Origin of the sequence: Williamsia serinedens (assembly GCF_024171725.1) — a bacterium.
GTDB classification, from domain to species: Bacteria; Actinomycetota; Actinomycetes; order Mycobacteriales; family Mycobacteriaceae; genus Williamsia_A; species Williamsia_A serinedens.
This window is the reverse complement of the sequence record NZ_JAMTCG010000007.1, coordinates 156000-177882: the sequence shown is the minus strand read 5'-3', so window position 1 is coordinate 177882 and position 21883 is coordinate 156000. Positions and strand designations below refer to the sequence as shown.

Genomic DNA, 21883 nt, shown 5'->3' with positions numbered 1-21883 from the left:
GGGTCTGTCGGTGGCCGTGTCTAGCCTCCCCGACGAGCGACGTCGGACCGCCTCCCGCACCCGACGCCCGAGTTCCCGAGACTGAGACGGAGATCACAATGCGGATCGACTGTGCCACCTGCCCCGGCCGTGGCCGGGCCTGTGACGGCTGCATCATGAGTGTCCTGATCCCGGTGCGCGGCACGGTGATCAGCGACGACGACCTCGACGCCGGGGTCGACCCGACCATCGGCGAGGTCGACGACATCCGGGCCGCGATCGAGGTCCTGGTGGAGGCCGGCCTCGCCCCGCCGTCGGCTCGACGCTCGCGGATCGTGACCGAGAAGCGCTCGCGCGTAACGGATCTCGCGTCGCGTCGGGCAGGCTGACGCCGCGCCGTCGACCTGTCCACAGGGGCGTGTGTCGCGGTGGACAGATCGACGTACGGTTTCGTAACCTTTCCGAGACCTCGCGGGCAGCCCGTCTCACACCGAGTCGGACCGCCGGGTCACCGCTCAATCGCCCCGCGGGGCGAACCGGGGAACCACCATTGACGGACGCGAGTCCGACTCGGGGTGAATCGCGGTGTCCATCAGCCATGGCGGGCACGGCGTAGGGCCATTCTTCCGGCCCGAATCCGACAGCTAACCCGGTCGGCGGTCGAGGAAGAACCGAGGAGAACGCGTACGTGGCGAAGCACCGCGCACAGAGCACGAACACCGGTCTGAAGACCGCGCGAGGCGCCGTCCTCGCCGGCACGATCACCCTGGGCGCCGTGGCGACCGGAGCCGGTCCCGCCCTTGCCGCACCGATCACGGTGCCGGGCATCGGGACCTTCGAGATCCCCGGGGTGACCGAGAACCAGATCCCACCGCAGTTCAAGGCGAAGCCGAAGGGCCCGGAGACCACCCCGAACCTGCGCACCGCCGCCGCCATCGGTCAGCGTGCCGCGTCGGCCGCGGTCACCCGCATCGGGTCGCCGTACGTCTACGGCGCCGCGGGGCCCAGCGCGTTCGACTGCTCCGGCCTCGTCTACTGGTCCTACAAGCAGGCCGGCAAGACCATCCCCCGGGACAGCTACGGCCAGCTCGGCGGCGGCACCCCGGTCGCGGAGAAGGACCTCGAGCCCGGCGACGTCATCATCATGAACGGCGGGTCGCACGCGGGCATCTACATCGGCAACGGCACGATCGTGCACTCGCTGACCGAGGGTGTCCCGGTGTCGAAGGCCAGCCTCAAGAGCGTCGACTTCTACGCCGCCCGGCGCTACTGACGACGCCGGGGTGACCGGTCCGCGGTTCTCGGTGAACCGCGGCCACAGGTGCGGTGGTGACCGTATCCTCGCTGCGGGCGGCGGGGGAGCGGTCGCAGGTCCTCGGTTCACTCGCCGGGGAACGGACGGATTCGAAGGTGAAGCAGTACTCGTGATGGTCGGAGAGCGTGTCGTGCGCGGCGTCGTCTCGTGCATCGCGACCCTCGTCGTCGGTGTGATCGTCCTGTGCTCCGCCGCGCCCTCGGGCGCCGACCCGGTCACCCGCAACCCCGACCAGCTCCTGGCCCGCTACACGTCGCTGGGTCGTGACGCCGAGAAGGCGTCCGAGGCGATGCACAACGCGCAGATCGACCTCGACCGTCGTCAGGCGGAGGTCCGTGCCGCCGATGCGGCCGTGGCCGCGGCCGACAAGCAACTCGCGGCGCTGTCGGGCCGTCTCGACGCCCTGCAGTCGCGTGTCGACACGCTGGTGCGGGCCTCGTACCGCGGAGCCCGCGTCAACCGCCTCTACGCCGTGCTCGTCTCCGACTCGCCCCAGTCGTTGCTCGACCAGATGTCGGGGCTGGAGATGCTGTCGCGACAGACCGCGGCCGACGTGCGGGCCTACCGGGCGGCCTCGGCCGACGCGGAGAAGGCCAAGGCGTCCGCGCAGCAGGCCCGCGACACCGCGGCGAAGGCCGTCGCCGCCGTCGACGCCACCCGGGCGGGACTGCAGGCCAAGCAGACCGACCTGCAGCTCAACATCGCCCAGGTCAAGGCCGTCTACGAGTCGCTGACGGGCAAGCAGCTCGCGGCACTGCGTGGTCCCGACATCACGTTCGACCCGGCGCTCATCCCGAAGGGCACCGCCCCCTGGGTCGTCGCGGTCCAGGCCGCGCTCACCCGGATCGGCGATCCCTACGTGTGGGGCGCCACCGGCCCGGCACAGTTCGACTGCTCGGGTCTCATGGTGTGGGCCTACAAGCAGGCCGGCGAGACGCTCCCGCGGTCGAGCGAGGCCCAGCTCGCCGGCGGCACACCGGTCGACCGCAAGGACCTGCGGCCCGGCGACCTGATCATCTACTACGACGACGCCAGCCACGTCGGCATGTACGTCGGCGACGGCTACGTGGTGCACGCCTCGACGTTCGGGGTCCCGGTGAAGGTGGTCCCGATCGACGACGCGGGGCCCTACAAGGCCGCCCGGCGCTACTGAGGTGCGCCACCCGATCGGAACCGGCGTCCGAGCCCGCGTCGTCGCCGCGGTCGCCGTCGCCGTGGTCTGCGCGATCGGGGCGACGGCCTGCAGTTCGGACACCCCAGGACCCACCGCGGCGTCGTCCTCGTCGGAGAACGTCTACGAGTCCGACCGTGAGCAGGGTGTCCTAGCGACGCTCGGCGCGCTGGCGCGCGCGGAACGCTCCGGTGACGTGTCGGCGGCGACCGGTCTCGTCGACCCGGCCGCCACACCCGACTTCCGGGCCTCGATCGCGCGCACGGCTCGGGCCTTCGCCGCCGTCGGGATCGGCACCCTCGACTACCGCGTCCAGCGCGACACCGGGGACGGCGACGCTTCCGGGGAGCTCGGTGACAGCGGCCAACTCGGGGAACTGACCGTCCCCGCCGCGCTGCAGCAGCGCCTCGACGCGCAGGGCAGCTCCGACTCGTGGGTGGTCCCCGTCGCCCTGCGCTACCAGTTCGCCGGCGTCGACCAGGCGCCGACCACCGTGCTGCGACCCATGGTGATGGCCCGGTACGACGACCGGTGGACCGTGGTCGGCGACGCCGGGCCCCTGCTCGGCACGGGCACCGTACGTCCCCAGTTCTGGGACTTCCCCGACGTGCGCGCGCAGCGCGTGTCGACCGGTGGCGGCACGTCCGTGGTCCTCGACTACCCCGGCAGCCGCGGCCTCGGGGACCGCATCCGCGCGGCACTGCCGGGTGCCGTCGGTGCGGTGACCGCCTTCTGGGGCGGGCAGTGGCCGCGGCGCGCGGTCGTGATCGCGACCGACTCGACGTCGGCGTTCGCCGGACTGGCCCGCGCGCAGGGCGACACCGCGTCCGCCGCGGCCGCCACGGTGTCGGGGGACGACACCGGCTCGAGCGCCCTCGGCCAACGGGTCGTGTTCACCCCCAACGCCGTCCAGGACCTGCCCGGGCCGGCTCTCGACGTGGTGCTGCGACACGAGCTCACCCACGTCGCGGCGCGACCGCGGACCGCCGACAGCGCACCGAAGTGGCTCACCGAGGGCGTCGCCGAGTACGTCGGCCGCCGGGGCACCTATCGGGTGTTCGCCGACGCCGCACCCGACCTCGCCGACCGTGTGCGCGCCGGACAGCTGCCGAGCGCGCTGCCCGACGACGCGGCCTTCGACGTGTCGGGACCCGACGCGCGCGTCGCGTACCAGACCGCGTGGTCGTTCGCGGCCTTCGCCGCCGAGGCGTACTCGCCGCAACGCCTGCGGGCGCTCTACCTCCGTCTCGCGGGCGGGCCGAGCACGACCCAGGCGCAGTCCGACGCGATGTCGGCGACCCTCGGGGCGCCCGGCGACGCCGTGCTGGACCGGTGGCGGACATGGCTGACCGCGGCCGTCGCGCGATGACCGGTCCCCTCGACGGACCCCGCCCCGGGCGGGCGTAGTGCCCCGCACCCTGCTGGTCACCAACGACTACCCCCCGCGTCCGGGCGGGATCCAGAGCTACCTGCAGAGTCTGGTCGACCGGCTCCCGTCGGACGAGGTGGTCGTGTACGCGCCGCGGTGGCGTGGCGACGCAGCCTTCGACGCCCGTGCGCCCTACGCCGTGCATCGGCACCCCACGGGGTTGATGCTGCCCACGCCGGCCGTGGCGCGCCGCGCCGCCGACCTCGTCGCCCGGCACGAGATCGACACCGTGTGGTTCGGTGCGGCCGCGCCCCTCGCCGTGCTGGCGCCGGTGGTCCGGCGGGCCGGTGCGCGCCGGGTCGTCGCCAGCACCCACGGACACGAGGTGGGGTGGTCGATGCTGCCGGTGGCGCGACAGACGTTGCGGCACATCGGGACACACGCCGACGTGGTCACCTTCGTCAGTCGGTACACCCGCGGTCGTTTCGCCTCGGCGTTCGGCGCGGGCGCCGCTCTGGAGCACGTCCCGCCGGGGGTCGACACCCAGCGATTCGCCCCCGACGCCGCCGCCCGGACGCGCATCCGTGACCGCCACGACCTCGGCGAGGATCCCGTGGTGCTGTGCCTGTCGCGGTTGGTGCCCCGCAAGGGGCAGGACGTGCTCATCGAGTGCTTCCCCGAGGTGCTGCGCCATGAACCCGACGCCCGACTGGTGATCGTCGGCGGCGGGCCGCACCGGGACGCCCTCGAGCGCCGCCGCGCCGTGTCGCCCGCCCGCGACCGCATCCTGCTCACCGGCTCGGTCGACGCCGGGGACGTCCCCGCCTACCACGCCGCCGCCGACGTGTTCGCCATGCCGGCCCGCACCCGGGGTGGCGGGCTGGACGTCGAGGGGCTCGGCATCGTCTACCTCGAGGCGTCCGCCAGCGGCGTCCCCGTCGTGGCCGGCGACTCCGGCGGGGCCCCCGAGACCGTCGTCGACGGGCGCACCGGTCACGTCGTCGACGGTCGGGACGCGTCCGCGGTCGCGACCGCGATCGGCGGTCTGCTCGCCGACCGCGACCGTGCCGCGCGGATGGGCCGTGCCGGTCGGGCATGGGCCACCGGCACCTGGGAATGGGATGCCATCGCCGAGCGGATGCGCGAGCTCCTCGGGGGAGGACCGCGGTGACGGTGCTCGCAGCGCGCCACGCGGGGGTCGGCGACCGCGACGGGGTATGTGAAGCTAGACCGGTGAACAGCGTCCAGGTGGCCGACGAGACCTTCGTGGCCGCGTCGCCCCGCGCTGTCGCCGCCGTCGTCGGCGACCGGACACGCTGGCGACGCTGGTGGCCCGACCTGCACCTGGAGGTGGTCGAGGATCGCGGCGAGCAGGGCGTGCGCTGGCGCGTCGGCGGTGCTCTCACCGGCACGATGGAGATCTGGTGCCAGCCGGTGCTCGACGGCTTCGTGCTGCACTACTTCCTCCACGCCGAACCGACCGGCGGGGCGGCGGGCCGTGCGGGCGCGGAGAACCACCGTCGTCGCGTGGCGGGCCGTCGGATGTCCACGGAGGTGAAGCGTCGACTCGAGTCCGGCAGGGCGGCGGGTGAACCCGCCGTCGGCGCCGACGGGGCGGACGTCGCGGTGACAGGAGGGGTGTGAGATGGCCGACAGCACAGAGCAGTCCATCGTCGTCAGCGCCGACCCGGACGCCGTCATGGACGTCATCGCCGACTTCGAGCGCTACCCCGAATGGGTCTCGGCCGCCGACGAGGTGACCGTGACCGAGCCCGGCGACCCGGACGGGCCCGGACGCGCTCGACGGGTCCGCTTCCGTCTCGACGCGGGTGTCCTCCGTGACACCTACGAACTCGCCTACACCTGGGGGGCCGACGGTCGGTCGGTGGAGTGGGACCTCGTCAGGAGCGAGCTGCAGACGGCGCAGCACGGCCGATACACGTTGGTGCAGCAGGCATCCGGTTCCACGAAGGTCACCTACCAGCTGACCGTGGACCTCGCCATCCCCATCATCGGGGCCCTGAAGCGCCGCGCGGAGAAGGCCATCACCGACGCGGCCCTGAAGGAACTGAAGAAGCGGGTGGAAGGCTGATCGACGTCGCACCCGTCCACGTCGTGCTCGGCCCGGGGGGCGCGGGCGTCTCGACCGTCGCCGCCGCCGTCGCCGTCGGTGCGACGTCGAGTCGTCGTGTGCGACAGGCCATCCCGGACCGGTCCGATGCCGGCGGCACCCTGCTCGTCACCCTCGACCGCTTCCGACAGGCCTCGCGGGTGTTCGGCGTCTACTCGACCCCGGGCACACCGGTCGCGGTGTCCCAGCAGGCGCACCTGCTCGAGCTGGACACCCTGGCGATGCTGGGGGAGAGCTGGGCGATCCTGCGGGGGCCGGTCTCGCTCGCCGGCGGTCTCGCCGCCGACGTCGCGGCCATCGACCCCGAGGAACTCGCGGGCATGCCCGGTGTGGAGCAGATGCTCGCCTGGCGACGCATCCGCGACGAGGCCGTGTCCGGCCGGTGGAGGCGGATCGTCGTCGACTGCTCGGGCGGCATCGACCCCATCGGGTTCCTGGGCGTGCCCGGCCTCGTCGCGGGGTACCTGGAGCGGATCTGGCCGCGGCACCGACGACTCGCCGGCGCCGCGGAGACCCCGCGCCTCGCGGGCGGGGCCGGCGTCGTCGACCAGCTCGCCGCCGACTGCGCGGACATCGCCGGGCTCCTCGTCGACCCCAGCGTCACGCGCGCGCACCTCGTCACCCCGGCGGGCGACCACGGGCGCGAGGCCACCCACCGTCTGCTCGCCGCGCTCGACCTGATGGGGATCAGCACCTGCGGTGTCGTCGTCAACCGCGGACGCGACGACGGTCGGGATCTCGTTCCCGCGCACCGTGGTCCGGCATTGCCGGTCACCGTCGCCCATGAGCTGTCGGTGGAACCACGCACGGTCGCCGCCCTGCGTCGCCTGGGGATCGAGGTCCCCGACGGCCCGCCCGCGCCGGCGGGCTCCGCGGCGGCGGAGGTCGAGCACGTGTCGGGAACCGGTCTGTCGTCGGTCTACCGGCTCTCCTGGCGTCAACCGCTGCCGGACCCCGACACGCTGGCCCTCGGCCGCTCCGGCGACGACCTGCTGGTGACGCTGAGCGGTGTCCGGCACCGGGTGACACTGCCCTCGGTGCTGCGCCGGTGTACGGTCCTGGACGCCCGATGGGATGATGGGACGCTGAGTGTCCGGTTCACCCCGGATCCCGCGGTGTGGCCGCGGGCGGGTCACGCCGACGACTGAGGACCGACGACCGCGGGACGCCACCGGCGCCGCACGACGTCGACATCGATCGCCAGGGAGTACAGGAACGCATGGACAGCTCGGGTGCCGACGGGCGTCGCGACGCCGCGGACACCGACCCGCTGCGTGCGCTCGTCCTCGCACTGCTGGACCGGGTCGAGAACTTCGCGACGACCGTCATCGGGGAGAACGTCGAGGTCCGTGACCCCGCCCGGCCGCCGGTCGACATGGGCCCGGCGGTCCGCGCCGCCGTCGACGCGATCGTCGTCGAGATCACCGAGCTGGTGAACCGCGTCCTCACCGCTCTCATCGCCGCGCTGCAGGCCATCTCGGCCGCTCTGGATGAGGTCGGCGGCGACCGGGGGCGTCGGACCCGCGTCCGGACCGACGGCCGTGGTCCGGCCGGACGAGGCGGCTCGTTCCAGCCGATCACCGTCGAGGTGCACCCCACGTGAGCGGGCCGCTGACGATCGGCATCGACATCGGGGGCACCAGCATCCGCGCCGCCGTCGTCGACGACCGCGGGCAGATCCACGACTCGCAGCGGGCGCAGACCCCCACCACCGCGCCGGCCCTCGAGCAGTGCCTGGAGTGGCTCGTCGACGACCTGCGCTCGCGGTCCGAGGTGGCCGCCGTCGGACTCGCCATCGCGGGGTTCCTCACCCCCGACCGGTCCGTCGTCCGGTTCGCCCCGCACCTGCCGTGGCGTGAGGTGCCCGTCGCCGCCCGGATGAGCGAGCGGATCGGTCTGCCCGTCTCGTGTGAGCACGACGCGAACGCCGCGGCCGTGGCCGAGCGACGCTTCGGTGCCGCCGCGGGCGGGCACGTCACCCTGGTCCTGGCCATCGGAACCGGCATCGGTGCCGGTCTGCTGCTCGAGGGCGAGGTGTTCCGGGGCAGCAACGGTGTCGCCCCCGAACTCGGCCACCTGCCGGTCGTCCCCGACGGCCGTCCCTGCCCCTGCGGCAAGCGCGGGTGCTGGGAGCGCTACTGCAGCGGGACGGCCCTGGTGGACAACGTCGTCGAGCTGGTGGCCGCCGGGAAGCACCGGACGAGCCCGCTCGCGCGGGAGACCGCGGTCGACCCGGGGTCGTTGACCGGTCGGCGCGTCGCCGCCGCCGCACACGACGGCGACCCGATGGGCCTCGCCGCAGTGGCCGACTTCTCCCGCTGGCTGGGCTACGGCCTGGCGCTGATCGCCGACGTCTTCGACCCCGACCTGATCGTGTTGGCCGGGGGCGTGGGTGCGTCGAGCGGCCTGTTCCTCGACGAGGCGCGCGACCACTACGGGACGTTGCTGACGGGCAGTGGGCACCGTCGGCTGGCCCGGATCCGGGGCACCCAACTCGGTGAGGCGGCCGGGGTCATCGGCGCCTCGGCCATCGCGCGCAGCGATCTGTCACCGGTACACGCCACCCGCTGAGGGTGGGTAGAGTCGGCACCCGGCGCGGTGGTGTCGCAGGCGACATCGGCGCGCGGTTGTGTCGGGTGTGACACGCCGGTGGGCCGGGTGTGAGCGAGGATCGGAGTCGGGCGATGTGGTACTGGCTGTTCAAGTACGTCCTGCTGGGGCCGTTCCTGAAACTGATCGGTCGGCCGCGCGTCGAGGGTCTGGAGAACCTGCCGTCGCGGGGGCCGGCGATCCTCGCCAGCAACCACCTCGCGGTCGTGGACAGCTTCTACCTGCCGATGGCCGTGCCGCGTCGCATCTACTTCCTCGCGAAGAGCGAGTACTTCACCGGGACCGGTCTCAAGGGCGGCTTCCAGCGCTGGTTCTTCACGGCCGTCGGACAGATCCCCATCGACCGCACCGGCGCCGACGCGGCGGCGGGTGCACTCATCGCCGCGCGCCGCAAGCTCGAGGAGGGTGAGCTGATGGGGATGTACCCCGAGGGCACCCGTTCCCCGGACGGGCGGCTGTTCAAGGGCAAGACCGGTCTCGCCCGTATCGCCATGGAGACCGGCGTGCCGGTCATCCCGGTCGCGATGATCAACACCGAGAAGCTCAACCCGCCCGGGACCACCATCCCGCGTCCCGCGCAGATCACCGTCAAGATCGGCAAGCCGCTGGACTTCTCACGGTTCGAGGGCATGAACGGCAACCGCTTCATCGAGCGGGCCGTGACCGACGAGATCATGTACGAGCTGATGCGCCTGTCCGGTCAGCAATACGTCGACATCTACGCGGCGAGCCTGAAGAAGGCCGCCGACGGCACCTCTCAGCCGCCGGCGACGACCGTCCGGTCCGAACCCGCCGCCTGACCGTCCCGCGGCGTGGACGGGCCGGCCCGTCCGAGCACGACCATCACGACCAGCAGGCCGAGTCCCCACAGGCAGAACGCGTTGCCCAGCACCGTCTGCACCGCCGACCACCGCGTCGGGTCGCCGTGGAAGAACTGGAACGGCGCGACGCCGACGACGACCAGTCCGGCCATCGCGGTGGCGAGCAGTGATCGCCGCGTCCGTAGATGATCACTGCGCCAGGCGGCTGCGGCGAGCGCCAGCACCGCGGGGACCGCCCACACCCAGTGGTGCGCCCACGACGTCGGTGACACCATCACCGCCCACACCGCGGTGACGCACACGCCGAGGACGTCGCCGCCGACCCGCCGCGCCCGCGCGATGGCGACCCACGCGAGTGCGGTCAGCACGAGCACCGACGACGCCCACACCAGTTGCTCCCCGGCACCGGATCCGAGCAGCCGGATCCACATCCCGTTGACGCTCTGGTTGATCCCACCGGCGAGGTCGCCGATCCGGTCGGTGTGGAAGACCGTGTGGCTCCAGTACCGGATGGAGTCCGACGGCGCCCACACGAGCGCGATCACCGCGGCGGCGGCGAACGTCGCCAGGGCCCTGGCCACCGCGCGTCTGTCCCGTCGGACGACCAACCACAGGACGAAGGCCAACGGGGTCAGCTTGATGGCGGCCGCGACACCGACGAGGACGCCGTGCCAGCGGGAGCCGCGCGGTCCGAGCACCAGCAGGTCGTAGGCCACGAGCACGAGCAGCACGACGTTGATCTGCCCGAAGCCCAGGGTCATCCAGTACGGGTTGGTCCACAGCGCCACCGTCGACACCGCGAGGACGATCCACCGCTGGTTCGTCGACGACCCGATCCGCAGTGCACGCACCACGATCGCCGTGCCCACCACCGTCGCCACCAGCGTCACGACCGCCATGACGGTCCCGGCCACCACCAGCGGCACGACGGTGAACGGCAGGAACGACAGCGCCGCGAACGGCGGGTAGGTGAACGGCAGCCAGATGCCGTCGGTGGTGAACGGCATCGACCCGGAGGCGTACAGCGAGCCGCCGTTGCGCCACATCTGCGCGCCGAGGCGGTAGACGTCGATGTCGATGCGGTCGAACCGGCCGAACGAGTGCGTGAAGGGGGTACCCGTCACCCGGATCATCGCGGTCAGCGCGAACGCGACGACGATGGCGGAGATCACCGCGCGGGACGGGGACCACCCCGTGAGGAGCGGTCGGGCCGGCACGGTCGCGACCGCCGGACGGAACGTGGACATGACGGCGATCATCGCGCATCGCCCCCGGCGCCTACGCTCGGTGGGTGCGCTTCTTCTACGACACCGAGTTCATCGAGGACGGTCAGACCATCGAACTGGTGTCGATCGGCGTCGTCGCGGAGGACGGCAGCGAGTACTACGCGGTCTCGACCGAGTTCGATCCCGACCGCGCAGGGGACTGGGTGCGAGCCAACGTCCTGCCACATCTGCCCCCACCGTCGTCGAAGACGTGGGCCGGCAGGCAACGGATCCGTGACGAGCTGTTGAACTTCCTCACCTCCTTCGACGGCGACATCGAGCTGTGGGCGTGGATCGGCGCCTACGACCACGTCGCGCTCTGTCAGCTGTGGGGCTCCATGCCGCAGCTGCCCCGGCCCATCCCGCGGTACACCCGCGAACTCAAGCAGCTGTGGGAGTCACTGGGCCGGCCCGCGTTGCCGCCGTCCCCGGCCGACGCGCACGACGCCCTCGTCGACGCCCGTCACAACCTGCGCAAGTGGGAGGCGATGCAGGCCGCCTCGTACGCCTGACAGCTCGCCGCGGCGCCGCACCCCGGCGGGTGACGGAGGTGTTCGGCCCGCCGATTACGCTGGTCGCCGTGGTGAACTGGACCGTGGACGTACCCATCGACGAGCTGCCCGAGCTCCCGCCGCTCCCCGGCGACCTCGCCGGCCGCTTCGCCGACGCGCTGTCGAAGCCGGCGCTGCAGCAGCCGACGTGGCCCGAGGACAAGGCCCGGGCCATGCGGACTGTGCTGGAGAGCGTCCCGCCGATCTGCATGCCCGAGGAGGTCGCGCAGCTCCACGACAGCCTCGCCAAGGTCGCGCGCGGGGAGGCGTTCCTGCTGCAGGGCGGCGACTGCGCGGAGACGTTCGTCGCGAACACCGAACCCCACATCAAGGGCAACATCCGCACGCTGCTGCAGATGGCCGTCGTGCTCACCTACGGCGCGAGCCTGCCGGTGGTGAAGGTCGCCCGCATCGCGGGCCAGTACGCCAAGCCGCGGTCGTCGAACACCGACGCGCTGGGCCTCACCTCCTACCGCGGCGACATGGTCAACGGGTTCCCCGCCGACGAGGCCGCCCGCATCCACGACCCGTCGCGCCTCGTGCGTGCCTACGCCAACGCCAGCGCCGCGATGAACCTGGTGCGTGCGCTGACCGGCGCGGGTCTCGCCGACCTGCACCGCGTGCACGACTGGAACCGCGAGTTCGTGCGCACCTCGCGCGCCGGCGCCCGCTACGAGGCGCTGGCGTCGGAGATCGACCGTGCCCTGCGTTTCATGGACGCCTGCGAGGTCCGGGACAGCAACCTCGAGTCGGCGAACATCTACGCCTCACACGAGGCTCTCGTGCTCGACTACGAACGCGGCCTCCTGCGACTCGCCGAGGATCCACGCGACCCGGACGGTGACCCCGTCCTGTACGACCTGTCGGCCCACTTCCTGTGGATCGGCGAACGCACCCGCGACCTCGACGGCGCGCACATCGCGCTGGCCGAGCTCATCGCCAACCCGATCGGCGTCAAGATCGGCCCGGGCACGACACCCGACCAGGCCGTCGAGTACGTGAAGCGCCTCGACCCGAAGAAGGTCGACGGTCGACTGACGCTGGTCGCGCGGATGGGCAACGGCAACGTCCGGACCGTGCTGCCGCCGATCGTCGAGGCGGTCGAGGCCACCGGGCACAAGGTCATCTGGCAGTGCGACCCGATGCACGGCAACACCCACGAGTCGTCGACGGGCTTCAAGACCCGTCACTTCGATCGCATCGTCGACGAGGTGCAGGGCTTCTTCGAGGTGCACCGGGCCCTGGGCACGCACCCCGGCGGCGTGCACATCGAGCTCACCGGTGAGGACGTCACCGAGTGCCTCGGTGGCGCGCAGGACATCTCCGACATGGACCTCGCGGGCCGCTACGAGACCGCCTGCGACCCGCGCCTCAACACCCAGCAGTCACTGGAGCTGGCGTTCCTCGTCGCGGAGATGTTGCGCGGCTGAGGTGCCCGGCGCGGCGCTCGCCGCCGCGGTGCCCGACGACGCGACGAGGGTGTCGGCACCGGCGATCGCCGCGCCCGCCCACCAGCCGAGGCCGGCGAGGGCGACGGCCATCACGACGACGAGGCCGGCGACGATCCAGCCGCGGCGCCGACCCGCCCGTCGACGTCCCACCTCGCGCTGCGCGGCCGCCAGCAGAGCCGGGCGCGCCGGCTCCACGTGGCCGTCGTGGTCGTACCCGCGGTCGTCGGGCTCGTCGAACGCGTCGCGCCGCTCCACCCGGGTGCCGTCGCCCATCATCCGTGTGGTGCGAGGACGCCCCGCGCCGAGATCGTCGGGCGCGAGGTCGTCGAGGTCGGCGTCGTCGGACGGCCGTGCCTCGGCCACGCGGCGGGCCAGGGCGGTGGCGCGTTCGGCGGAGACACGCGGCGCCGGGACGGTGAACGACGGGAGGCGCAGCTCGGTGACGACGTCGGAGAGGGCGTCGAGCATGTCGTCGCCGTCGGCGAAGCGGTCCCGGGGGTCGCGTGCGGTCGCCGTCAGGACCAGGTCGTCGAACGGTCGCGGGACACCCCGGATGACGCGGCTCGGCGGCGGGACGTCGCCGCGGAGACGGGCGTAGGCCAGAGCGAGGGGCGTGTCGCCGCGGAACGGCGTGGTGCCCGTGAGCATCTCGAAGAGCATGATCCCGAACGAGTAGACGTCACTGCGGGCGTCGGCGTCGGCGGACTCGACCTGCTCGGGGGAGAGATAGGCCGCGGTCCCGAGGATCACGCTGTCGCTGGTGATCCCGGCGGCCGCGATCGCGCGGACCAGGCCGAAGTCGACGACCTTGACCTCCCCGGCGTCGGAGATCAGGACGTTCTCGGGCTTGACGTCGCGGTGGACCAGTCCGTGGGCGTGGGCGGCGCCGAGGCCGCCGAGGACGGGGATGCCGACGGCCGCGGCCGCGTGCGGCGGCATCGGTCCGCGTTCGGCGAGCAGTTCCCGCAGGGTCCCACCCTCGACGAGTTCCATCACCAGGAACGCCCACTCGCCGTCGACACCCTGGTCGTAGACGGGGACGAGGCCGGGGTCCTTGAGGCGTGCCACGGACCGCGCCTCGAACTCCAGGCGCGAGAGGAACCGGGGGTCGGCGCTGTAGCGGGGGTCCATCACCTTCACCGCGACAGGCCGGTCGAGCCGGAGGTCGACGCCGAGATACACCCCGGACATGCCGCCGCGGGCGATCAGCGCGTCGATCCGGTAGCGGCCGTCGAGTGCGACACCGAGCAGGACGTCGCGTGCCGTGCTCACGTCGTCGACCCCTTCCGGCGGGAACTCCCGCCCCGCGTGCGGCGCGTGGCGACCCTGCCGGGCAAGCCTAGTCGGGCCCGGACACGCGGGGACGCCGCGCGCCCGCCGGGTACCGTGTCCCCTCGTGGCCTCACTGCCTCTCTCCGCTGACGTCCTGCCCGCCGACGAGCCGGTCCTCGACCTGTCGGCCGTCGCCCGCCGACTCGGCGTCTCCGTCGGCCGGACCCGGACCCTCGTCGCCGACCATCACCTCCTCGCGGTCTCCCGGGACGGCGAACCCGTCGTCCCCGAGGTCTTCTTCGACGACGACGGCATCGCCAAGCACCTGACCGGTCTCATCGAGGTCCTGCTCGACGGCGGCTTCAGCCGCGACGAGGCCATGGAGTGGCTGTTCACCGTGCAGGACGACCTCGGCGAGTACCCCGCGCGGGCGCTGCACGGGCACTCGGCGCGCGAGATGATCCGGCGCGCACAGGCTCTCGCCTTCTGAGGCCGCGGCTCAGCCGCCGGATCGACGGGCGGCTCAGCCGCCGCGGACGACGGCGGCCGCGGCACGGCGCGCGCGACGCGGACCACCGACGACGACCCGTCGCCCCAGCACGTGGTGATCGGCCGCCTCGACCTGTTCGAGGATGTCGCGGTAGAGCTCGAACGCGGCCCGGATCGCCGGCCGGCTGCGTCGGTCGAGCAGGGCGATGCCCGGCTCGGCGACGCGATACCGCGCCCGGGTCACCGCGATGCAGTGCGCTAGGCCCCGCTGCAGGGGCCGTGGGCTGATCCCGGTGCGCCGCGCGTGGGCGAGCATGTCCTCGTCGACGCCGAACGCCGCGAGTTCCTCGGTGGGCAGGTAGATCCGGCCGCGGTCGAGGTCCTCGCCGACGTCACGGATGAAGTTGGTGAGTTGGAACGCCTCGCCGAGCGCCGCGGCCAGGGGGAGGGCGGCGTCGGGGTCGCTCGAGCCGAGGATCGGGACCATCTGCAGACCGATGACCGACGCCGAGCCGTACATGTAGACGTCGAGCTCGTCGAAGGTGGCGTAGCGCGTGGTGAACAGCGGGTCACCCGGCAGGTCCATCCGCATCGACGTCATGAACGCCCGGAAGTGGTCCTCGGGGATGTCGAACGCGACGATCGTGTCCGCGAGGGCGAGGATCCGGTCGTCGGCGTCCTCCGGCAACCGTGCACCGGGTGTGCGGCGGGCCTCGAGTGCGCGCCGCAGGCTGTCGTCGAGGGCGTTCACCACGGCGGTCGGGTCCAGGGCCTCGGCACCGTCCACCGACCACACCGACTCCGACGCGTCGAGGACACCGTCGGTCACGGCCGAGTCCGGGTCGACGTCGACGACGTCGTCGACCAGCCGGGCGAAGCCGTACAGCGCGTAGACCGCGCGGCGACGCGGCGCCGGGAGCAGACGCGTCCCGAGGTGGTAGGTCCGGCCGTGTTCGGCGGTCACACGTTCGGCGATCGCGTAGCCGCGCTCGACGCGGGCACGGTCGGCGGGGTGCAGGTCGTCGGGGGAGGGCCCATCGGGGACCTCGAGGGTGGACGAGCGGGTCATGATGCGGCCTCCGTCGGGGCTGAGGGGGCGGGTGTCGCGGCGACCGACGGGTCGTCCACGGGGTCGGCACGGGGTGGGATCTGCGTGCGCCACAACCAGATCCCGGCTGCGAGCGCCGGGACGAGGCAGAGCAGGGCGTCGACGGGCTCGTACAGCAGGATCGAGTCGTCGGGTTGGAACACCAGCAGCAGGTACACACATGCGCCGGCGATCAGTGCGAGGCCCCGGCGACCGATAGAGGCGGCACCGGCGACCACGAGCGCCCAGCTGTAGTACCAGGGCAGCGTCGAGGGTTCGAGGAGCAGGACCGCGGCCATCGCGACGGCGATGCCGACCACCGCCGAGGTGACCCCGCCCCGGGACCGCCACCACACGACGACGAGCGTCACGGCGAGGACCACCGCACCGACGAACCGTGCCGTCGCGAGCACACCGGGCAACGGCAGCGCGACGAACGGCGTGGCGACGAGGGTGACGAGGTGCGCGATCGCGGTCGGCAGGGTGAGCCAGTTGATGATCCGGTCGGCGTAGCCGAGTCCGGTGAGCCACCCCAGGCCGTGCCCGACGACGACGGTGAACACGCCGAAGATCGCCAGGCTGATGCCGACGATCGCGGCGACCAAGCCGGCGACCGCGCGGGGCCCGACGCGTCCGCGCTCGCGGTCGTGCGCCCACCAGATCCACAGGACGAACGGCAGTGCGATCCCCGCGGTGATCTTCACCGCGACCGCGAGGGCGAGCACCACGACACCCCAGATGTGGTGGCGGAGCACGGCGAGGGTCACGCCGGTGACGAGCATCCCCGCCATGAGCATCTCGACGTGGGGGCCACCCACGAGGTGGACGAGGAGCATGGGATTGAGCACCGCGAGCCACAGCGCGATCCGCGGGTCGCGGCCCAGCGCCGTCGCGAGGCGGGGCACCGCCCAGATGGCCAGCGCCCACCCGGGCAGCATCACCGCGCGCATCGCGAGCACCCCGGAGATCGGGTCGTCCCCGGTCAGCTCGGTCACCCACCGGGTGATCGTCATGAACAGCGGTCCGTACGGCGCGGTCGTCGTCGCCCAGACCTGTGCCATCGAGTCGAGCAGGGGCCCGGGGTTCGTGGCGGGTCCGTCGGCGTAGGGGTTGAAACCGTCGCGCAGCAGCGCGCCCTGGGCGAGGTAGGCGTAGACGTCGCGGCTGTACACGGGCACAGCGAGCAGCAGCGGCGCCGACCAGCCGGCGGCCGCCCAGCGCAGCCGGCGCACGTCGTCCCCGAGAGAGGAGGTCGGGCCCGCAGGGGTGGTGAGGATGCGTCGCCCCAGCACCACCCATGCCGTCACCAGGACGGCGACGCCGCCCCAGAACAGCAGCGCGGACAGCGATTTTCCGTGTCCGTAGGTGACCCAGGCCATGTCGGCGTCCTGCAGCCACGTCTGCGCGCGGGGGATGTCGCCGACGCCGAAGCTGCCGAGCGTGACCAGCACGGCTCCGACGACGCCGAGGACGACGACGCCGGTGCGTGCGCCGCCGTCGGACCCGCTCAGGCGGTGATCCGATCCGCGGCGAGTCGCCCCGAGATGAGCACGGGCGGGATGCCCACGCCGGGGACGGTGCTGCTGCCGGCGAGCACGACGTTCTCCGCGCCGCGCCACAGGTTGGGGGTGCGCAGCGGACCGGTCTGACCCAGCGTGTGCGCGGCGGCGAACGGGGTTCCGGCGGACATGCCGTCGGCCGCCCACGTGCCCGGGTGGTCGATGCGGTGCACCCGGGCGTCGGTGATGCCCTTGTAGCCCCGCTCCTCGAGCACACCGAGGTACTCCGCGACGTAGGGCGCAGCGATGTCGTTCCAGGCGAGATCGGCCGAGTCGAGATTGGGGCACGGCGCCAGGACCGACACCGACTCCGCGCCGTCGGTGACGAAGTGGTCGGGGTCGGTGACCGCGGGCCGGTTCATGAGGATCGACGGGTCGCTCATCAGACGACCGCGACGGGCGGTCAGCTCACGGAACGTGCTCGTCCACGCGGCGCCGAAGTCGATGGTGTGGTGCCCGCCGGGCCACCCGGCGGCGATGTCGGCGTCCACGGTCACGTGGGCGACGACCGCGCTCGGTGAGTGCCGCACCGTGCGGGTGCGTCCGCTGTCGCCCAGGAGGCGACGGGTGACCGGCGTGTCGGTGGTGAGGACGACTGCGTCACAGGCGATCTCGCCCGCCTCGGTCCGGACGGCGACGGCCCGTCCGCCGGCCAGACGCACCGACGTCGCGGGCTCGTGGTAGTGGATCCGGCCTCCGGCCTCGGTGAGGGCCTCGGCCATCACCGCGCCGACCCGCCCCATGCCGCCGATCGGGTAGTCGACGCCCAGGCCGACGTCCATGTGGGCGATCACGGCGTAGATGGCCGGGGCCTGGCTCGGCGGTACGCCGGCGTAGAGCGCCTGGAACGTCACCGCACGCTGCAGTCGCTCGTCGTGGATGAAGCGGTCGACCGCGGCGGTCAGGCGACGGACGGCCCCCATCGTCAGCAGGTCCTTGACGCCGGAGCGCATCTCGGTGCTCGCCACGTAGTCGAGGACGGAGTCGTGGTTGCGGTCGAGGAAGCGGTCGAACTCGACGTCGTAGAGGCGGTGCAGCCACTGGTCGAAGCGGCGGTACCCGTCGGCCTCGGCCGCGCCGAAGATGCGCTCGATCTCGGCGACGCGGTCGTCGAGCCCCCGGCGGACGGCGAACTCGACGCCGTCGGCGTAGCGCATGTGATAGGTCGGGTCGAGCGGTCGCAGGTCGAGCCGACGCAGTGCCTCGTCGTGGTCGATGCCGACCGCGGTCATCGGCCGGGTGATCAGTGCGGGCATCGTCAGCACCGACGCGCCGGTGTCGAACGGGACGCCGTCGATGACCTCGGTGCGCACCCGACCACCGGGCGTCGCGGCCGACTCGACCACGGTGACGTCGATCCCGGCACCCCGCAGGTGCAGTGCCGCGGCCAGGCCCGACAGGCCCGCCCCGACCACGACGACGTGACGGACGGGGCCGGGGACGCGGCGCGCGCGGGACGGGCGGGGGATGGCGATCGGGGTGGACATCAGGAGCGTCTCCGGGTGAGGGCGTGGGCGACGGCGGTCAGGTCGGCGCGGGCGTCGGCCGGGGCGTCGAGGTCGTCGAGGACGGCGAGCGCCTCGTCGACCAGTCGACCGATCTCCTCCTCGATCTCCGCGGCGGCACCGCAGTCGACGAGGAGGGCACGGGCGTCGTCGAGGTCGGTCGGGGTGAGCGGTCGTCCGACGAGCCCGCGCAGGCGTGCGGCGGCGGCCGGGTCGTCGGAGTCGAGGCGCCGCAGCGCGACGGCGAGCAGTGCGGTGCGCTTGCCGGCCACGAGGTCGTCGCCGGAGGGCTTGCCGGTCACGGCGGGGTCGCCGAAGACGCCGAGCATGTCGTCGCGGAGCTGGAACGCGACACCCAGCCCGTCGCCGATGCGGCCGAGCACCTCGACGGTCTCGTCGCCTGCGCCGGCGAGGGATGCGCCGAGCTGCAGCGGACGGGACACGGTGTAGCCGGCGGTCTTGAAGCGCATCACGCGGTAGGCGGCGTCAACCGACTCGTCGGCGGCGGCCTCGGTGACGATGTCGAGGGTCTGCCCGGCGAGCACCTCGGTGCGCATGGCGGTCCACACGGCGACCACGCGCTCACGGACGGCCGGGTGCAGCGGCGCCTGCGCGACGATGTCGTCGGCCCAGCTGAGTGCGAGGTCGCCGAGGAGGATCGCGGTCGAGGTGCCGAAGTGGTCCGGGTCGCCGAGCCAGCCGCGCTCGCGGTGGCGGGCGGCGACGGCGCGGTGGACGGTCGGTCGTCCCCGGCGGGTGTCGGAGCGGTCGATCACGTCGTCGTGGATGAGGGCGCAGGCCTGGATGAGCTCGAGAGCGGCGCACACCTCGAACGCCGTCGCGGCGTCGCCGTCGTCGGTCCGTCCACCCGCCAGGCGGAACCCGGCCCACGCGAACGTCGGACGCACCCGCTTCCCGCCACCCATGACGAAGTCGCCGATGAGGTCGGTCAGGTCGGCGACGCGGTCGGAGACGGCGGCGGTCGCGGAGCGGCGCTCGGTGAAGACGTCGGCGAGAAGGCGGCCGACGGCAGCGGGGACGTCGTCGATGGTGGCCGGCAGCACGACACGAGCCTACCGACGAGCCCCGGCCGAGCACGTCTGCGGTGTTCCTCACCACGGCCGATGGACGCGTCGGGGCACCTCTATGCTTGTCGCGTGACCTCACCGACCGCATCGCAGTCCGTCATCGCACGGCTGTCGGCGCCGCACGTCGGCCCGGTGCCCTTCTCCGTGGAGTTCTTCCCGCCCAAGGACCAGGCCGGAGAAGAGCGTCTGTGGCGCGCCGTGCGCGTCTTCGAACAGCTGCGGCCCGCGTTCGCGTCGCTCACCTACGGTGCCGGCGGCACCAGCCGCGACCGCACCGTCCGCATCGCCGGCGAGATGGCCCGGGAGACGACCCTCACGACGGTCGCGCACCTGACCGCGGTCAACCACAGCATCGACGAGCTGCGCGCGCTCGTCGGCTCCTACGCCGACCAGGGCATCACCAACATCCTCGCGCTGCGCGGCGACCCGCCGGGAGATCCGTTGGGCGAGTGGACCAAGCACCCCGAGGGGGTCGCCTACGCCGAGGAGCTCGTCCGCCTGGTCGACGAGCTCGGTGACTTCGAGGTCGGTGTGGCGTCGTTCCCCGAGGGACACCATCGTGCGCCCGACCTCGAGGAGGACACCCGCAACCTGGTGGCGAAGCTGCGCGCCGGTGCGGAGTACTCGATCACGCAGATGTTCTTCCGCGTCGACGACTACCTGCGTCTGCGCGACCGGGTGGTCGCCGCCGACCCGGAGCAGGGCGCGAAGCCGATCATCCCGGGCATCATGCCGATCACCTCGTTGGCGTCGGTGCGCCGGATGATGGAGCTGTCGGGCTCGACGATGCCGTCGGATCTCGACGAGCGCCTCGCGCGCGCCGCGGGCAACGACGAGGCAGCCAACCGGGACGCGATCCGCGCGGTCGGCATCGACATCGCGACCGAGATCGCCGAACGTCTGATCGCCGAGGGCGCGCCGTGCCTGCACTTCTGCAGCCTGAACTTCGCCAAGGCCACCGGTGAGGTGCTGCAGCGCCTCGGGATGGACGCGCTCGTCGCCTGACGGCAGATCAGGGGTCCGGGGGGCCTCAGGCGCCCAGGCGCCGACCCTTCCACCGCAGCGTGCCGGCACGGGTGCGCCGGACCGACTCGATCACGAGACCGACCGCGGCCGCCACGGCGGGACCGTGCGCGAGTGCCGACAGCACGTCGGCCGGTGTGGTCCGGGGGCTCTCGGCGGACCGGGCGAGCAGTCGTGTCGCGACGGTGGCCGCGTACAGCGACCACGCCTGCGTGTCGTGGGGACGCCGGAGGACGGCGACGGTCGGTGCGGCCTGCGCGACACCCGTCGCGACCACCGCGGCCAGGGCGGCCGGTCGTCCGAACTCGGTCCCCACCCATCGCAGGTACCCGCCTGCCAGGGACCGACCGTCGGTGTACATCCGGCAGCTGACCTGGTCGCGTCCGAGGCGGATGATCGCGGCCAGGCCCGCCTCGCGCACGGTGCGGGCCAACGCCAGGTCGTCGGCGGGTGAGCCCGCCACGCTGCGGTGGCCGCCGACGAGGCGGTGCACCCGCGTGGGCATGAGCAGGAACTGGCCGTTGGCCAGGGCGGTCGCGGCCGACGGGCGCAGCTCGCTGAGCCGGATGGGCACGGTGGTGAACCACGACCAACAGGGCAGCGGCTGCAGCAGGGTCTCGGCGACCGAACCGACGTCCTGACGCGGCCACAGGCTCAGCAGCCCGACGGGACGGCCCCCCGGTCGACGGCGGTCCTCGTCCTGCAGGAGTGCGACGGCCGAGGCGATCGCGTCGGGACGCAGTCGCACGTCGGCGTCGACGAGGCAGAGCCAGCCGTCGGCGGGCGCGGCGGTCAGCCGACCCCGCGTCATGCGTTCGATCGCCCAGGCCTTGCCCGTCCACCCCGGCGGCGGGTCACCTCCGCCGTCGAGCACCTCGACACGCGGGTCACCGGCGGCGGCCGTGCGGGCGAGATCGCCGGTCCCGTCGGTGGACCCGTCGTCGAGCACGACGATCCGCAGGGCGCCGAGACCGCGTTGGGCCCGCAGGTCGCCGACGACGGCGCCGATGTGGTCGGCCTCGTCGCGGGCCGGGACGCACACGGTGACCGGGTCGGCGACGTCGTCGCGCGCCCCGGGCGACGGCGCATCGAGCCCGCGGACGGTGAGTCGGTTGACCGCGGCGATCGACAGCTGCGCGAGCACCGTCGCGGTGACCCACGTGGGCAGGCCCGGGGGCCGCGCCGATGCGCTCACGC

Annotated in this window: 22 protein-coding genes and 1 riboswitch; of the genes, 15 read left to right on the top strand and 7 right to left on the bottom strand. The window is 72.9% G+C overall.

What is annotated here, in order from left to right; genetic code table 11:
• The first annotated feature begins 155 nt into the window (after positions 1 to 155).
• The 11 genes from LX12_RS18820 to LX12_RS18770 all read left to right on the top strand — a co-directional run bounded on the left by LX12_RS18820 (position 156) and on the right by LX12_RS18770 (position 9375).
• Positions 156 to 368, top strand: coding sequence for a hypothetical protein (locus LX12_RS18820; protein ID WP_253656122.1), 213 nt, complete (start codon positions 156 to 158; stop codon positions 366 to 368).
• A 113-nt stretch (positions 369 to 481) separates the two neighbouring features.
• Positions 482 to 653: riboswitch (cyclic di-AMP (ydaO/yuaA leader) on the top strand.
• 14 nt (positions 654 to 667) lie between these two features.
• Positions 668 to 1252, top strand: a complete 585-nt coding sequence (locus tag LX12_RS18815) for a C40 family peptidase (RefSeq protein WP_253656121.1) — start codon at positions 668 to 670, stop codon at positions 1250 to 1252.
• Positions 1253 to 1406: 154 nt separating this feature from the next.
• The gene (locus tag LX12_RS18810; RefSeq protein ID WP_253656120.1) at positions 1407 to 2447 is read left to right on the top strand and encodes a C40 family peptidase; all 1041 of its coding nucleotides are present in this window, start codon (positions 1407 to 1409) and stop codon (positions 2445 to 2447) included.
• 1 nt (position 2448) lies between these two features.
• Positions 2449 to 3834 carry a hypothetical protein gene (locus LX12_RS18805; RefSeq protein WP_253656119.1) on the top strand — a complete coding sequence of 462 codons (1386 nt, stop codon included), beginning with the start codon at positions 2449 to 2451 and terminating at the stop codon, positions 3832 to 3834.
• Between the two features lie 37 nt (positions 3835 to 3871).
• A complete protein-coding gene (locus LX12_RS18800; RefSeq protein WP_253656118.1) occupies positions 3872 to 5005 on the top strand; it encodes a glycosyltransferase family 4 protein in 1134 nt (377 codons plus the stop codon).
• 62 nt (positions 5006 to 5067) lie between these two features.
• Positions 5068 to 5478, top strand: coding sequence for a hypothetical protein (locus tag LX12_RS18795; RefSeq protein ID WP_253656117.1), 411 nt, complete (start codon positions 5068 to 5070; stop codon positions 5476 to 5478).
• Between the two features lies 1 nt (position 5479).
• Positions 5480 to 5926: an SRPBCC family protein gene (locus LX12_RS18790; protein ID WP_253656116.1), complete on the top strand. Its 447-nt coding sequence runs from the start codon at positions 5480 to 5482 to the stop codon at positions 5924 to 5926.
• Positions 5927 to 5949: 23 nt separating this feature from the next.
• Positions 5950 to 7113, top strand: a complete 1164-nt coding sequence (locus LX12_RS18785) for an ArsA family ATPase (protein ID WP_253656115.1) — start codon at positions 5950 to 5952, stop codon at positions 7111 to 7113.
• A 71-nt stretch (positions 7114 to 7184) separates the two neighbouring features.
• Positions 7185 to 7568 (top strand): hypothetical protein, encoded by a 384-nt coding sequence (locus LX12_RS18780; protein ID WP_253656114.1) that lies wholly within the window; start codon positions 7185 to 7187, stop codon positions 7566 to 7568.
• Positions 7565 to 8536, top strand: coding sequence for an ROK family protein (locus tag LX12_RS18775; RefSeq protein ID WP_253656113.1), 972 nt, complete (start codon positions 7565 to 7567; stop codon positions 8534 to 8536). Before LX12_RS18780 ends, LX12_RS18775 begins: the two co-directional genes overlap by 4 nt.
• Positions 8537 to 8649: 113 nt before the next feature.
• Positions 8650 to 9375, top strand: a complete 726-nt coding sequence (locus tag LX12_RS18770) for a lysophospholipid acyltransferase family protein (RefSeq protein ID WP_253656347.1) — start codon at positions 8650 to 8652, stop codon at positions 9373 to 9375.
• Here LX12_RS18770 and LX12_RS18765 read toward each other — a convergent pair.
• Positions 9333 to 10643, bottom strand: a complete 1311-nt coding sequence (locus LX12_RS18765; RefSeq protein ID WP_253656112.1) for a glycosyltransferase 87 family protein — start codon at positions 10641 to 10643, stop codon at positions 9333 to 9335. The genes LX12_RS18770 and LX12_RS18765 overlap by 43 nt on opposite strands.
• Before the next feature lie 44 nt (positions 10644 to 10687).
• On the opposite strand from LX12_RS18765, the gene LX12_RS18760 reads away from it, so the two are divergent.
• The gene (locus tag LX12_RS18760) at positions 10688 to 11173 is read left to right on the top strand and encodes a polyadenylate-specific 3'-exoribonuclease AS (protein ID WP_253656111.1); all 486 of its coding nucleotides are present in this window, start codon (positions 10688 to 10690) and stop codon (positions 11171 to 11173) included.
• Between the two features lie 68 nt (positions 11174 to 11241).
• Positions 11242 to 12642, top strand: coding sequence for a class II 3-deoxy-7-phosphoheptulonate synthase (locus LX12_RS18755; protein ID WP_253656110.1), 1401 nt, complete (start codon positions 11242 to 11244; stop codon positions 12640 to 12642).
• Here LX12_RS18755 and LX12_RS18750 read toward each other — a convergent pair.
• Positions 12598 to 13935 (bottom strand): protein kinase domain-containing protein, encoded by a 1338-nt coding sequence (locus tag LX12_RS18750; RefSeq protein WP_253656109.1) that lies wholly within the window; start codon positions 13933 to 13935, stop codon positions 12598 to 12600. The genes LX12_RS18755 and LX12_RS18750 overlap by 45 nt on opposite strands.
• A 124-nt stretch (positions 13936 to 14059) precedes the next feature.
• On the opposite strand from LX12_RS18750, the gene LX12_RS18745 reads away from it, so the two are divergent.
• Complete coding sequence (locus tag LX12_RS18745; RefSeq protein ID WP_253656108.1) at positions 14060 to 14425, top strand: Rv2175c family DNA-binding protein; 366 nt, start codon at positions 14060 to 14062, stop codon at positions 14423 to 14425.
• Positions 14426 to 14458: 33 nt separating this feature from the next.
• Here LX12_RS18745 and LX12_RS18740 read toward each other — a convergent pair whose 3' ends face one another.
• The 4 genes from LX12_RS18740 to LX12_RS18725 are packed head-to-tail and all read right to left on the bottom strand — an operon-like array spanning position 14459 to position 19639.
• Positions 14459 to 15493 carry a phytoene/squalene synthase family protein gene (locus tag LX12_RS18740; protein ID WP_253656107.1) on the bottom strand — a complete coding sequence of 345 codons (1035 nt, stop codon included), beginning with the start codon at positions 15491 to 15493 and terminating at the stop codon, positions 14459 to 14461.
• Positions 15490 to 17022: an alpha-(1->6)-mannopyranosyltransferase A gene (locus LX12_RS18735; protein ID WP_253656346.1), complete on the bottom strand. Its 1533-nt coding sequence runs from the start codon at positions 17020 to 17022 to the stop codon at positions 15490 to 15492. Before LX12_RS18735 ends, LX12_RS18740 begins: the two co-directional genes overlap by 4 nt.
• Positions 17019 to 18557: a phytoene desaturase family protein gene (locus tag LX12_RS18730; protein WP_253656106.1), complete on the bottom strand. Its 1539-nt coding sequence runs from the start codon at positions 18555 to 18557 to the stop codon at positions 17019 to 17021. The genes LX12_RS18735 and LX12_RS18730 overlap by 4 nt, the downstream gene beginning before the upstream one ends.
• The gene (locus tag LX12_RS18725) at positions 18557 to 19639 is read right to left on the bottom strand and encodes a polyprenyl synthetase family protein (RefSeq protein WP_253656105.1); all 1083 of its coding nucleotides are present in this window, start codon (positions 19637 to 19639) and stop codon (positions 18557 to 18559) included. The genes LX12_RS18730 and LX12_RS18725 overlap by 1 nt, the downstream gene beginning before the upstream one ends.
• Before the next feature lie 60 nt (positions 19640 to 19699).
• Between LX12_RS18725 and metF the strand changes: the two genes are divergently transcribed.
• A complete protein-coding gene (metF, locus tag LX12_RS18720; RefSeq protein ID WP_372505095.1) occupies positions 19700 to 20668 on the top strand; it encodes a methylenetetrahydrofolate reductase [NAD(P)H] in 969 nt (322 codons plus the stop codon).
• A gap of 25 nt (positions 20669 to 20693) precedes the next feature.
• On the opposite strand, the gene LX12_RS18715 is transcribed toward metF, so the two are convergent.
• Complete coding sequence (locus LX12_RS18715; protein WP_253656103.1) at positions 20694 to 21881, bottom strand: glycosyltransferase family 2 protein; 1188 nt, start codon at positions 21879 to 21881, stop codon at positions 20694 to 20696.
• Positions 21882 to 21883: the final 2 nt, after the last annotated feature.

Excerpts from the sequence above, each read along its gene's own strand:
- LX12_RS18820 (WP_253656122.1), top strand. The coding sequence starts at position 156 with ATGAGTGTCCTGATCCCGGTGCGCGGCACGGTGATCAGCGACGACGAC.
- LX12_RS18810 (WP_253656120.1), top strand. The coding sequence starts at position 1,407 with ATGGTCGGAGAGCGTGTCGTGCGCGGCGTCGTCTCGTGCATCGCGACC.
- LX12_RS18790 (WP_253656116.1), top strand. The coding sequence starts at position 5,480 with ATGGCCGACAGCACAGAGCAGTCCATCGTCGTCAGCGCCGACCCGGAC.
- LX12_RS18780 (WP_253656114.1), top strand. The coding sequence starts at position 7,185 with ATGGACAGCTCGGGTGCCGACGGGCGTCGCGACGCCGCGGACACCGAC.
- LX12_RS18770 (WP_253656347.1), top strand. The coding sequence starts at position 8,650 with ATGTGGTACTGGCTGTTCAAGTACGTCCTGCTGGGGCCGTTCCTGAAA.
- LX12_RS18765 (WP_253656112.1), bottom strand. The coding sequence starts at position 10,643 with ATGTCCACGTTCCGTCCGGCGGTCGCGACCGTGCCGGCCCGACCGCTC.
- LX12_RS18740 (WP_253656107.1), bottom strand. The coding sequence starts at position 15,493 with ATGACCCGCTCGTCCACCCTCGAGGTCCCCGATGGGCCCTCCCCCGAC.
- LX12_RS18730 (WP_253656106.1), bottom strand. The coding sequence starts at position 18,557 with ATGTCCACCCCGATCGCCATCCCCCGCCCGTCCCGCGCGCGCCGCGTC.
- metF (WP_372505095.1), top strand. The coding sequence starts at position 19,700 with ATGGACGCGTCGGGGCACCTCTATGCTTGTCGCGTGACCTCACCGACC.